Annotated in this window: 9 protein-coding genes and 1 pseudogene; 8 read left to right on the top strand and 2 right to left on the bottom strand. The window is 43.5% G+C overall.

What is annotated here, in order from left to right:
- Positions 1 to 137 precede the first annotated feature (137 nt).
- The 5 genes and pseudogenes from QUB68_RS23810 to QUB68_RS23790 all read left to right on the top strand — a co-directional run bounded on the left by QUB68_RS23810 (position 138) and on the right by QUB68_RS23790 (position 7,646).
- Positions 138 to 737 carry a peroxiredoxin gene (locus QUB68_RS23810; RefSeq protein ID WP_332997080.1) on the top strand — a complete coding sequence of 200 codons (600 nt, stop codon included), beginning with the start codon at positions 138 to 140 and terminating at the stop codon, positions 735 to 737.
- A gap of 108 nt (positions 738 to 845) precedes the next feature.
- A complete protein-coding gene (locus tag QUB68_RS23805; protein WP_332997078.1) occupies positions 846 to 1,385 on the top strand; it encodes a peroxiredoxin family protein in 540 nt (179 codons plus the stop codon).
- Between the two features lie 182 nt (positions 1,386 to 1,567).
- Complete coding sequence (locus QUB68_RS23800) at positions 1,568 to 5,614, top strand: hypothetical protein (RefSeq protein WP_332997076.1); 4,047 nt, start codon at positions 1,568 to 1,570, stop codon at positions 5,612 to 5,614.
- An 826-nt stretch (positions 5,615 to 6,440) separates the two neighbouring features.
- Positions 6,441 to 6,545, top strand: a pseudogene (locus QUB68_RS23795) (Mo-dependent nitrogenase C-terminal domain-containing protein).
- A 237-nt stretch (positions 6,546 to 6,782) separates the two neighbouring features.
- Positions 6,783 to 7,646, top strand: a complete 864-nt coding sequence (locus tag QUB68_RS23790) for an Npun_R2479 family HD domain-containing metalloprotein (protein ID WP_332997074.1) — start codon at positions 6,783 to 6,785, stop codon at positions 7,644 to 7,646.
- A 203-nt stretch (positions 7,647 to 7,849) separates the two neighbouring features.
- On the opposite strand, the gene QUB68_RS23785 is transcribed toward QUB68_RS23790, so the two are convergent.
- Both QUB68_RS23785 and QUB68_RS23780 read right to left on the bottom strand, forming a co-directional pair.
- Positions 7,850 to 8,854 carry an MvdC/MvdD family ATP grasp protein gene (locus tag QUB68_RS23785; RefSeq protein WP_332997072.1) on the bottom strand — a complete coding sequence of 335 codons (1,005 nt, stop codon included), beginning with the start codon at positions 8,852 to 8,854 and terminating at the stop codon, positions 7,850 to 7,852.
- Positions 8,855 to 9,070: 216 nt separating this feature from the next.
- Positions 9,071 to 9,289, bottom strand: coding sequence for a hypothetical protein (locus QUB68_RS23780; RefSeq protein WP_332997070.1), 219 nt, complete (start codon positions 9,287 to 9,289; stop codon positions 9,071 to 9,073).
- Positions 9,290 to 9,488: 199 nt separating this feature from the next.
- On the opposite strand from QUB68_RS23780, the gene QUB68_RS23775 reads away from it, so the two are divergent.
- From QUB68_RS23775 to QUB68_RS23765, 3 genes are all read left to right on the top strand, one after another.
- A complete protein-coding gene (locus QUB68_RS23775) occupies positions 9,489 to 9,983 on the top strand; it encodes a hypothetical protein (RefSeq protein WP_332997068.1) in 495 nt (164 codons plus the stop codon).
- A 311-nt stretch (positions 9,984 to 10,294) separates the two neighbouring features.
- Positions 10,295 to 11,188, top strand: coding sequence for an Rpn family recombination-promoting nuclease/putative transposase (locus QUB68_RS23770; RefSeq protein ID WP_332997067.1), 894 nt, complete (start codon positions 10,295 to 10,297; stop codon positions 11,186 to 11,188).
- A 254-nt stretch (positions 11,189 to 11,442) separates the two neighbouring features.
- A complete protein-coding gene (locus QUB68_RS23765) occupies positions 11,443 to 13,368 on the top strand; it encodes an alpha-amylase family glycosyl hydrolase (protein WP_332997065.1) in 1,926 nt (641 codons plus the stop codon).
- Positions 13,369 to 13,464 lie beyond the last annotated feature (96 nt).

Below are 13,464 nucleotides of genomic sequence, written 5' to 3'. Positions count from 1 at the left end.
GATACCCGTACTGCATCAATGGTTTGATTCGGGTTATGCAACTGTCAACTGTCCACTGTCCCAGGTCAACTGCTATACTTGTAGTCGTTATGAGTATGATATATTTGTAACAGTTCGTAAAAAAGGAAACAAAATCTATGACGAGTGAATGCCTCCGGGTTGGTCAAGCTGCACCCGATTTCGCAGCAACAGCCGTAGTGGATCAGGAATTCAAGACAGTTAAACTGTCAGACTATAAAGGCAAAAAGTATGTAGTCCTGTTCTTCTATCCCTTGGACTTCACCTTTGTGTGCCCGACTGAGATTACAGCATTTAGCGATCGCCATGAGGACTTCAACAAAATCAATACCGAAATCCTCGGCGTATCCGTTGACAGCGAATTCTCTCACCTCGCTTGGATACAAACAGACCGCAAATTAGGCGGTATCGGCGACCTCAACTATCCGTTAGTTGCTGACCTCAAAAAAACAATCAGTTCAGACTACAACGTCCTAGACCCAGAAGCAGGCATTGCCCTCAGAGGTCTGTTCATCATCGACAAAGAAGGCATCATCCAACACTCTACTATCAATAATCTTGCCTTCGGCCGCAGCGTAGACGAAACTCTCCGCATTCTGCAAGCTATTCAACACGTCCAGTCTCACCCAGATGAAGTTTGTCCCGCCGGCTGGCAGCCAGGTGACAAGACTATGACTCCCGATCCTGTGAAGTCTAAGGTGTTCTTTGCTGCTGTTTAAGCAGATTATATTTGTAGGGAGGCGGCGCTGTGCCGTGCCCCTACCCGCAGGGGCATTCGTTTCACCGGATTTTTAATTACCAATTACCGATTACCCAACGCCGGAAATATGCTGACTTCTACTGATTTTAGGGGCTTGTTAAATCAGCGGTTTTTCCAAAATTTATTGCCTGTTCCCGCCACTAATATTCTGAAGCTGGGACAGATGACGCCAGATTTTGAATTGCCGGATATTAATAATGGCAAATTGGTGCGACTGTCGAATTATCGGGGCGATAAGCCGGTAGTTCTGGCTTTTACGCGGATTTTTACTGAAAAGCAATATTGCCCTTTCTGTTTTCCTCACATTAAAGCTTTGAATGCAAAATGGGAACAATTTGCCGATCGCAATATAGAATTATTGATGGTAACAAGCACCGACGATCGCCAAAGCCAAATTGTGGTTAAAGATTTAGGCTTGAAAATGCCTCTGCTGTCCGATCCAAGTTGTCAAGTGTTTCGGGCTTATCAAGTCGGTCAAGCTTTGGGTGCTCCTTTGCCCGCTCAGTTTGTTTTGGATGAACGCGGAAAACTGGTATTTAAACATATGTTTTCCTTCATCGACCACAATGCTAGTGTAGAAACTTTGCTGAAATCTCTCCCAAATTAGGACAAGTCATTGTACTGTCCTAATTTGGAGTTTTTAACCGCAGATACACGCAGATGGACGCGGTTATTTTTTCGTTTGGCGATCGGTACTGATTGTGCCAATTCTCAGGGCGGAATACTCGGATGTTCGCTCGACAGTAATCTAGGCTATAGCTGGAATGTACCTAGTACCAGTTTAAGCCGATGTCGTCTCCTAAAGGTCGATCGAGCAAAATAGAATTCAGCGTCTTAGCCTCCCATCCTGAGTTGTTGACAGGTTTAGATGCCTGGCTGCGCCTGGGCTTGATTTCCCCCGCTGAGGTTGAGCAATTATGCCGGCAGTATTTAGTCTGCCCGATACCCGATCCCGCTGTCAGTATTTCGGAAATTGACGATCGCCCGCTATATCCTATTCCCCAACCAAAAGTACCTGCTCTATCAACACAAAAAGCATTCCCCAGCACCACAAAAAACGTTGCCGAGCGCCCAGAAACTGCTCAAACCCCAAACTTTATAGCTCAAATTTTGCAGTCGCTAATAGCCGAAATTAGCGTTTTGTGGCTATTATTTTTAGGAGTGTTCATGGTAGTTGTCTCCTCAGGAGTCTTAGCCGCCAGTCAGTGGGAAAAATTTCCGGCCGCCGGACAATACGGAGTTTTGCTAGCTTATACTTTAACATTTTGGGCGATTAGCAGTTGGGCAAAAAAACAGGCTAATTTGCGCTTGACGGCTCAAACTTTGGAAGAAGTGACGCTGTTGCTAGTGCCGATAAATTTTTGGGCGATGGATACTTTTGGATTGTGGCAATATCCTTGGAATTGGGCAGTTGCAATCGCCGCCGCACTTATTCTGACTTGGATAACGCGCGGGATTATCAAAGATCAGTATCAAAATTTGTTTGGAAAAAACTTAACTATATCGATCGCCCTAAATCATTTGGGATTGAGTTATTTGCACTCTTGTTGGGGGTTCGCCGGCTTTTCCCTGGCTGCGGTTTATTTGGGTACGGTGGGAACTGCTGCTGCTACAGTTTATCAAGTTCAGCAACAACGGTTGCAATCTATCAAACGCGGGGGAGACACTGAAACTATCGCCGCTGCTTTCAATTCCACCCGAGATTTTCTGACTTACAAAAAAGCTGCTTTAATAGCTTATTCCTTAGGAATTTTACTAGGTCGGGCGATATTTGTCAAGGGTCTAGATATCGCTGAAATGGGTTTAGCTTTGGGAATTTGCGGCGTGGTTTTAGGATGGCTTGATTGGCAGCAACCCGTCGCATCTGGGACTACTAGAAACAATATATCCGATCAGTCAAATCCCAGTAACTTTTTTAATTGGCAATTAGCGGGAGGGGGTTTGTTGGGTTTGGGGTGGCTGGTTTGTTTTCGCGAAATTCCGCTACAGGCGATCACAGTTAGCGGATTGGCTGTGTGGTTTTTTTATAACCGCTTAGTGCGGTTTTGGCAAAAGTTTGATTTGCTAATGCTTGAAGCGGTGGGACTTCAGAGTATTTGGCTGTTTTGGCGAGTGCTTCCTTTCGGAATTAAAACACAATTTGTTGGATTTTTAACTCAGCTTACCAACTCTCAGGAAACTCCTTGGGCTTTTTGGAGCGTTGTGCTGTTACCTTATTTAATTTTAACTGTAAGTGTGGCGCAGTGGCTCTACCGATCGCGAAAGTTTCAACTTGCCAGTTTTGGCGAAAATCTGGCTCTCGGTTTGGGAAGTTTTTTAACTATTATTAGTTTAGTCAATCCCTTTTGGCGATCGCTCAATTTATTGGTGTCTACTTTTACTTTAGCTTGGATAACTTGGAAATACGTAATTCCCGAGAATTCCCGGCGAGTTTCGAGACCTGATTCTGCTGTTGAAAAAAAGCGAAATCCGGCATTTTTGGTTTACCTAACTCACATTATTAGTTTAGGCGCGATATGTTCGGCAATTGACTTATTTTTACCGAACCAGACAGCAAATATTTGGGCGGGAATTTTATTGATTTTCATGGCGGCTGAATGGGGATTCTTTGTCTGGATGAAAGCCGCCAATACCCGAGAAAGTTCTGCCTTTTTCCGCTGGCATCCTGCATGGTTCCAAAGTTCCTGGTATCTTGGCTTAGGATTAGCGGGATTCAGCTTTATCTTGCTGCAAAACTATTTTACTGCGGGTACTGCCCGCCCTCAGTGGAGTTTGCTTTGGCTGGCGACTCCTTTGGCTTTGACTGCTGTTGCTAAATATAGTGAGGTTTCCCACAAACAGCGTGCCAGTACCTTGAGCGCGATCGCCCTAATATTCGCACAATTTCTGATTTTGGGTTTTCCGGGATACAGGTTAATTGGTTTGGGTTTAGCTGCACTGTTGATGTTAGTCAATACTTACTATTTAGTTGAGCTACCAGCGGCGGCAATTGGAGTCGGATTTGGCTTAAGTTTTGTAGTTGCGGTGATTTATGAATTAGGTTTTGTGTCTGGTTGGGCTTGGGGAATTGCCGGGGCGATCGCTCTTTTGTGTCTGTGGTTGCTTCGCAGCATGATTGTTCGTTATTCCAGCGGTTTGCCTGAGCCTTCTCAATTAGGTCAAATTTACGATCGAGCTTTGGATGGTTGGGCAATCTTACTCGCTGGCTTGCTGTTAACAACTATTACTTTTTATTCCTATGAGCTCTACGCACGCAGTACCTTTAGTTTCTCGCCCTCTGCTGAAGTATTGGCTGCTACTTTGGTAATCGTGGCTGCGATTGTTTTCCGAAGTTTGGGCCAAGTTTCCCCTCTGGCAATTTATGCCTTGGCTTGGAGTTTGGAGTTGCTGACAGCAGTTGGTTTGAGTTTTGTCGAGCGCACTACGATTAATTTGGCAGTGGCGAATATTGCGATCGGCTTGTTTTCGCAATTGTTGGGCGATTTGTGGCGGCGGCGCAACTCCGTTAGCACAATTTTACCTAGCATTCACATTATACCTCTAGTTTACGGGTTGTTAGGCTTGATTTTGCGATCGCACACTTTTGCCAATTGGACTGGTTTAACTGTGTTAGGTGTGTCTTTAATTGCGATCGGCATTGGCAGGCGGGAGCAACAATTTAAACCTTTGGTTTATTTAGGATTAATTGGCGTATCGGTTGGCGCTTACGAATCCCTACTATATCAACTTTCTCAAACACGAGGAGGAGCTTTTGGCGACGGCTTAATTATCCTGGCAACTCTCGGCACAACTTTAACGTATCTCTATCGAATATTGTCTCCTTGGTTGAGCAGCTATTTGCATTTAACTAATGCGCAGTTAAAAATATTCGCTCACCTGCACTGGGTTTTAAGCAGTGTGCTGCTGATTTCAGCTTCTACCCACGATCTTAAATCAGCCTTAAATCTAGGATTAGTCACTGGCGCTCTATTAGTGCAATACGCTTTCTTGCAAGGGCGAAATAATCTCGATCGCCAATGGGGAGAAATTTGGATCTACCTCGGTTGGCTAGAAGCCTTTGGCATCCGGCTTTATTGGCTCAATACGCCTTTAGTCAAGTACATTTCCGGGCCGCTAGCGCCGTGGAAAGTTGCCCTCACTTCTCTATTTGCCTATTTCATTTACATTTTACCTTGGGATAACTGGGGTTGGTCAAAAAAACCTTGGCAAATAATTGCTTCCCTGATTCCCCTAGTTGTTATTCTGGAATCTCCGGCGAAGTTTTATCCGATTAGCTTGCTGATAGCTGCTGGGTTTTATGTTTTCCTAGCTTGGGAAAAACAGGAAGTCCGTTTTACCTATGTGAGTGTGGCGATAATTGACTGGATATTGCTGCGATGGTTTGGACAAATGGGATTGACTCAGCCAGAGTTTTATTTTACTCCTTTAGGGCTTTCTTTCCTTTACGTTGCTCAGTTCGATCGCGCTTTGCAACTACCAGCACAAAAACCGCTGCGCCACAATCTGCGGATGCTCGCCACTGCGCTGATTTGCGGGATACCTCTTTTGACTCAGCAAAGCCACGGTTTAGTTGCAGGAGCTCTTAGTTTGGTGGCGATTGCAGCGGGTTTGGCACTGCGAGTTCGGGCATTTTTGTTGGTGGGAACAGGATTTTTTTTAATCAATGTTTTCTATCAGTTGGTGGTTCTGATATTCGATTATCCGCTGATTAAATGGGCGATAGGTTTGGCTTTTGGGATTGTGTTTATCTGGATTGCTGCTACTTTTGAAACTAGGCGCGATCGCATTACTGCTTTTGTACAGCATTGGGTTGTACAATTTCAATCCTGGGATTGAGTCTTGGGCCATCATATCCTGTCGCCCCTAGATGACTGGTTTACTAAAATCGTCTATTCTTTTTAAGAAATTAAAAAAAATAGACGATTTTAGTGGGATAAAAAGCTTGACATTGCCGCCTTGACGAGGTATTATTAGATAATAGAAGTGGTGGAATTTTTTAAACTAAATCAACCACTCCCATTATTTAATAATATAATCCATAAATCTCCTAAAATCAATAAGTAAAAATACCTTTCTTCCCGCCGCGACTTGAGAGTGTAAATTAAGATAAATCATCAAACAATTGTAGAAAAAGGTGAGCCGAAGCCCACGGTAAAGCAGAGCTATTAATGTTTGATCTGACTCTCTAGCCTTGGGAGCAAAAAATCGGGTATGATATTGCTGACTAAACGAGTGAGGGTAAAACATAGAACAGAATATCGAATGGCTTTACTAAATTAAGGTATGAATCCCCCAAGACTGGTTGATCGGCGTGCGGACTTGCAATCACATTTTTTAGGGTGGAATCGCATTTTGTGGCTGCGAGTGTCACGGTAAAAACTGATTTGCGTCACTGTAGTAACGGCGGATTTGGTTGATGATTAAGAAGAGTGATTCATAACTTTCTGTTAGTAATAATTACTGAGGTCAATCATGAACTAGACTACAAATATTTTTCCTAAAAATCGGTGCCAATACTTAAGTTTTGGCGATCGCCTCGTCCAACCAGTGCGACAGTGGCTCGATCGGCAAGCAGCGGGCGTGTTTGTGCCAACTTATACTCCGCACGGTGTCCTTTTGAGATCTCCAGCTCTGGGGAGATCGTCTTTTCCACATACCGCCGATGTGCAAGCTGAATCCTGTGCATGAGTAATTAGTGGGGTTGCGTTTTCGAGAGCTTTCGTTTTTGGCTGACGTATGCGGGGAGGATATAACGCCCTACTGCTGATTGAGGGGTGTCATACCTCGATCGCCCATTGATCTCAATTATTTACGGGGTGCATCGCTCTGCTAGTCGTTCTATCCGTAATACAAGCAATAATCGTTGATAATATTAGTATGATGCTTCTAGATAGCAGCAGACATCCACCGTCGCTGTTAAATCAATAATAACATTAAACGGTAGCAGCACAAACCATAACAATAAAAATAATTTAACTAGCTATTTTGGCTCATGGAAGTAAATATGTTTAACGCAACCGAACTGCTGATTAACGCTTTTGTAAATCGGCTGATTGAAGGCTACCGCCACACCTACGGCGGCTTCAAATCTGACTATGCCGAAATTATTGCTTGGGTAGCGAGTATGGCTTTAGAAAATATTGCGAATAGCGATGCTCTTTACCACAATGTAGAACACACTATTTTAGTGACCTTGGTGGGACAAGAAATTCTGCGCGGGAAGCACATCCGCGAGGGTGGTGTTTCCTGCGAAAATTGGCTGCATTTCCACATTGCTTTGCTGTGCCACGATATCGGATATGTTAAGGGCGTTTGCCGGCAAGATAGAACAGATTTGGGACTTTATGCGACGGGAATAGGCGACATGAAATTAACGCTGCCTCGGGGGGCGACTGATGCGAGTTTGACGCCTTATCATGTGGATCGGGGAAAAATGTTTGTTGAGGAACGTTTTGGGGGTCACAGACTGATTGATGCGGACTTGGTTAAGCAGAATATTGAGTTAACTCGTTTCCCGGTTCCTCGGGATGAAGACCATCAAGATACTGTGAACTATCCGGGCTTGGTGCGGGCGGCGGATTTAATCGGTCAGTTGAGCGATCCGCGATATTTGCAAAAGCTTCCTGGGCTGTTTTACGAGTTTGAGGAGACTGGTCAAAATCGGGTGTTGGGGTATCACAATCCGGCGGATTTGCGGGATGGGTATCCTAAGTTTTATTGGAATGTGGTTTATCGGTATGTCAAAGATGCGATCGGCTATTTGGAACTAACGCAACAGGGGAAACAAATTGTTGCTAATTTAAGTGCAAATGTGTTCCGCGTGGAACATTCTGAGGTGGAAGTTGAGGAGGTGGCTGCTGTTCGTTAATTGCTTGTCATTGCGAGGAACGAAGCAATCTCATATTATGTCCGGTCAATTGACCACAATTCTTGTAGGGGCGGGTTCACCAACCATAATTGCCTATAATCTACAATATAATAAACCCGCCCCGCCCACGATATTATGGTCAATCTGATTCCTGGTCATTGCGAGAAAGCAATCCCAATAAAATGCGTAAGTCTTGATATAATTCAGCAATCCTGTTGATATTGAAGCGCTAAATATTCGATGAGTTCAACCATTGCGCGAACTAGCGGCATTTTAGTGAGAATTTCTATCCAATACCATTGTCCGTTAGGATTGAGTTCGATAAAATAAAGCGTGTCGTCAACGTCGCGAATGATGTCGAATGCACCAAAATTTAAGCCGAACTCGTCAAGCATTTGATGGAGTTTGTTGAGGTAATCTATCGGCAGATTGTCGGGAACATGAACGAGTTTGTTTGGTTCGGTGACTCGCCAATCTAAGGTCACGTCTGCATCGTTGGTATGTTTGGCATCAATGCGACAAACAAAACTTTGCTTGCCAATTAATGTAACACGATATTCTGCTTTCTTTTGAATGCGTTTTTGAATAAAAACAGGTGCCAATCGAATGCTGTCTCGAAATTCCTCAAGTGTTTCGACATCAATGGGGCGAGTATAACACGCATACTGCTTGTCATCATGTAAAAAACCAGAGTAGCGCATCGGTTTGACAATGCACTTTCCCTGTTCTGTGACAAAGTTGCAAGCAGCATCGTAGGAATTTGTGACGAGTGTGGGAGGGATAGTAATTCCCAGTTTTTGAGCAATGGGGATTTGGTTGATCCGATGGGATGGCAATCTAATCTTGTAGTAGTTATTGACCCACCTCGCTTTAGGATATAAACCAGACAGAGAGTACATCAAAGATTCTGTTTCTTGTTGACAATATTTGATTGCCCAAGCATCATCAACTTCTGGAAAAACTTTATAGTCGTCGGGTTTGCGCCACCAAATCACACCGATTTCTTGAACTTCTCTCAAGGAGTCTTCAAAGGACAAAAAACTTTGAGTGGGATTGCCAGAAGCTTGCCACGAGTAAGCATATTGGCTTTTTTGAATAAAACTTTCTGAATTCAATCGAATTGCTCGAATATTTGATTTTTGCAATTCGTTGATAACGACATCCGCATGAATGTCTGTCTCGGAAGTCACGATTAAAAGGTCAGTCATACGATTTTAAATTTTAGATTTTAGATTTTAGATTGGAAAGGACGGATTTTGTATGGGTTTCGAGCTTGTGTGCGGCTGCATTCTTTGTTGAAACTGGTATCACAACCAAATCAATTGAAATAAAGTTGACAGTGAAAGACCTGTCATGCAAAAATTCATGCAGGTCTTTCAAGAAATCAGATGGCAAGCAAAAAACTACCTTAGTCAGAGCAAATTCTAGTCGTCTTCTTGCTGGTCGTCATCACTAGGTTCAAACTGAAAAATACTGGAGCCACTGCGAGTAGACCAGGAGCCACTCATGGAGGTGATGTTGGAAGTCTGGGTGCTGGGATCGTAGCTAGATTGCTCTTGGGAGATGCCGTACTTGGGCAAGATGCTCAGGTGCATCATCAAAGGATTTGCTTTTTTGTCGAGAGCGAGTTGGGTAGTCGTCATAAGTTAGTTTCTTTGAGCGATTGTTTTACTTTCACAATGCTACAGTTGAACAATAAATTTGTATAGTCGAAAAAGGTCGGATAAAGTCGTATAATATAAAAAGTTTTGATAAAGCTTTAATCGTTTTTGTATTAAAGGCGAAAATAGTCGGATCTAGACGGTTTTAGTTCGATCGCTCGGATATTGTGAGGAGGCGCGGGTGAACGTTAAGGAAGCACTGGCTTTTGCAGATGAAGTGGTCTTTGCGAAAACTGGCAAGCATTTAGATGATATGCAAGTTGGCGTGATTGAGGGCGTTTTGAAGCGGCAAAAGTACGGCGATATTGCTCAAGCGCTGAATTGTACTGAGGGTTATGCTAAAGATGTGGGCTACGAGTTATGGCAGTTGTTCTCTGATTCTTTTGGAGAAGAGGTTAATAAGTTGAATTTGCGATCGACGCTGATTCGGAAGTCGATGATTAGCAACGTTACTGGTGGCGTTATTAATGGCTATCATGTCGCTCATAATAATGTAATCGGCTCGCTGAATATCTGCACGTCATCTGAAGAGTCGCCTGAGTTTCTGCGGGGAAAGCAGCAGGCGAAAATTGAGGCGATTGCTCGCTTGCAAGCAATAGGATTGAGTGATGAGCAAATCGCGCAATGTTTGGATATGACGCTAGAAGAGATTCGACAAGTCGATTTGACGGAATAGAAGCATGGGGAGAGGGCGGGTTTTGCCTTGATAAACTGGCTGGTATCATAGATTATTGGCTAAACCCGCCCCTACCAGATACTATGTTTTTTTGTGCTTGCCCACTTAAAGTCCTCACTACAAACCAATTTTAGTGCTGCATTGTTAGGGTATAAGTTATAATTTAAATTAGCTAAAAAATCTTAATGTTCAGCAATCGCAATATCGTAAAATATGGCTATACCCGCAGCACTCAGCAAGTCTTTAAATGTTTTGATTATCATTGGCAGATAGATTGAGTCGTTAAAGCGCTAAGAACTCGAAAACTAACCATGAGATTCATTAACCCCAAAATCGAGTTTGCCTTCAAAAAAATATTCGGTGGTAACGAAAGCAAACCAATCTTAATCAGCTTTCTCAATGCGATGATTTATGATGGCAATCCCACCATTGCCGACTTGGAAATTATCGATCCATATTTAGCATCGAGAGTCCAGTATCTCAAAGACTCTTACCTGGATGTCAAAGCTAGACTTGCAGGAGGCGCAACTGTAATTATCGAAATGCAAGTTTTAAATGTAGAATCTTTTGCGAAACGGGTGGTTTACAATACTGCGAAAACTTACTCGACACAACTGATTCGCGGCGAAGGTTACTTTAAGTTAAAACCTGTAATTGCTTTGACAATTACTGATTTTGAAATGTTTGCAAATGACCGAGAAGTAATTTCTCACTTTGTGTTCAAGGAGAAAAAGCGTTTATTTGAGTATCCAGATCCAGGGATGGAAATGATATTTATTGAATTGCCGAAATTCAACAAACAATTGGATCAGTTGGAAACTTTGACTGATAAGTGGGTTTATTTTATGAAAAATGCCCCCAGTTTGGAAGTAGTACCGTCAACAATGGAAAATGTCTCGGAAATACAACAAGCTTTTGCTATTGCTAATGAAACTAACTTGAATGCTGAAGAGTTGAAAGATTTAGAAGATCGCGAGAGGTATATTATGGATCAGCAGGGAATCTTGCGAAAGGGAATTGAAGAAGGGCGAGAACAAGGACTAGAAGAAGGGCGAGAACAAGGACTAGAAGAAGGACTCGCGCTAGGAATGAGAGAAAAGGCTCTGGAAATTGCCAGACAACTTGTCAATGTGCTTGACAATCAAACTATTAGTCAAACTACTGGTTTGAGTGTTGAAGATATCCAAAACTTGCGGGAGGAATAGAAAGGAAGGACTGAAGTCCTCACTACGAACCACAATTAAATTGCTTTGTAGTGAGGACTTCAGTCCTCCTAAAACTCGCTCGGATCGAAGTCCTCACTACAACCCTATAGATGACTCCGCCATCTGTCTAAAGGAAGATTTAATTAAACGAGTAAATTCCGTATGATCCTGTAAAAGTCAGTAAGAGGGGAAAGCTATCTCCGACTCTAACTCCGAATAACTGACCAATCTTACAATATCAAAAAATATATCTCATGACACCAGTCACTCCCGATCAAACTTCCTCTCAATACGAAGTTACAGAACCAGAACAAAAAATTGAGTCTCTGATAGAAGAAGTTAAGCTAGAAACAGAACTCGATTTAGAATTCCTTTACACCAGAGACATTGAATTCCGACAAGAAACAATTTATTTCATTGTAGTCGATCGCTTCCAGGATGGCGATCCCACAAATAACGAAGGCCCAAACCCTGAACTTTACGATCCAGAAGGCAAAGATTGGGGCAAATATTGGGGCGGCGACTTGCAGGGAGTTATCGACAAACTAGACTACTTAAAAGATTTGGGTGTTACCGCAGTTTGGCTGACGCCGCTGTTCGAGCAAGTAGAGGCATTATTTGTCGAACAAGCTGCGATTCACGGCTACTGGACTAAAGATTTCAAGCGACTAAATCCCCGGTTTATTGCCAAAGGCGATAATCCTTCTGTTAACCAAACACAAGAAACTAAAGATACCGTATTTGACAAGTTAGTAGATGAGTTGCACCAGCGAAAAATGAAACTCGTGCTCGATATTGTCTGCAATCACAGCAACCCGGATTTTAGCGGCAAAAAAGGGGAACTCTACGACGATGGCGTCAAAATAGCTGACTTTAACGATGATGAAGATGATTGGTATCACCACTATGGCGAAGTTACCAACTGGGAAGATGAATGGCAAGTCCAAAACTGTGAACTGTCGGGTTTGGCGACTTTCAACGAAAACAATATTGCTTACCGTAGTTACATTAAGTCAGCAATTAAACAGTGGCTGGATAGAGGTGTTGATGCTTTGCGGGTTGATACTGTTAAGCATATGCCGATTTGGTTTTGGCAGGAATTTACTGCTGACATTTTAACACATAGACCTGATGTTTTTATTTTTGGCGAGTGGATTTATAGCGACCCGAGAAATGACCTTTCTGTGGAATTTGTCAATGAGTCGGGGATGACTATTTTAGATTTTGGTCTGTGCGTGGCAATTCGAGAAGTATTGGGACAGGGGGCGGAAGCGGGATTTAAGTTAGTCCAAGATGTTCTGGACTTGGATCACCGCTACTACGGGGCGACGGAGTTGATTACTTTTATTGACAATCACGATATGCCGAGGTTTCAGTCGTTGAATGCCGATCGACAAATGTTGCAATTGGCGATATGTTTAATGATGACGAGTCGTGGCATTCCGTGCCTTTATTATGGCACTGAACAGTATCTGCACGATGATACAGAAGGGGGAAATGACCCTTACAACCGCCCGATGATGGAAAAGTGGGATACTGATTCGCCGATTTACCGAGATGTGCGGTTGCTGTCTGGATTGCGGCGGCTCAATCCAGCTATTTCGATGGGGAGTCAGTGGCAAAAATATCTAACTGCTGATGTTTATTGTTACGTGCGCCGCTATCGCGATTCTGTGGTGTTTGTGGCGATGAATCGGGGCAATTCTATTACAATTGAAGCGGTTGATACTGAGTTGCCTGATGGAGAGCATACGGAGGTTTTATCGCGCCGCAAGTTTGAAGTTAAAGGGGGGATGCTGTACAATTTAGAGTTGGGCGCGGGGGAAGTAATGATTTTTAGCCGCGTGGGAGAGCGAGTTAAGGCGAAAACTATTGTGCGGGCACAGCTTAACAGTGTGAAAAGTCAGCCTGGGGAAAGAATTGTGGTGATTGGAGATTGTCCTGAGTTGGGGAATTGGGATATTAGTAAGGCTTACCCGCTGGAGTATATCAATACTAATACTTGGTTTGGGGAAATTCCTTTTAATGAAAGTGCGGGGAAGTTGATTTCTTATAAGTATGCGCTGCTGCGGGAAGGTTTGTCGCCGCTGCGAGAAAATTTGGTTTGTCGCCGCTGGGTTTTGGCTTCGGAAGGGACTGTGAAATGGCGGGATAAGTGGGTGAGTGGACGGGAGTCTTGAGTAGGGAACAGGCTTCGACGCTGTTCCACAACAATAAAATTTCTGTTTTGTGGGACGGGCTTCTAGTATGTTCATCAGCAGGCTTTCTGGCTGGTT

This window comes from Microcoleus sp. A006_D1 (assembly GCF_036702805.1).
GTDB lineage: Bacteria > Cyanobacteriota > Cyanobacteriia > Cyanobacteriales > Microcoleaceae > Microcoleus.
This window is presented reverse-complemented; position numbering and strand designations above follow the sequence as displayed.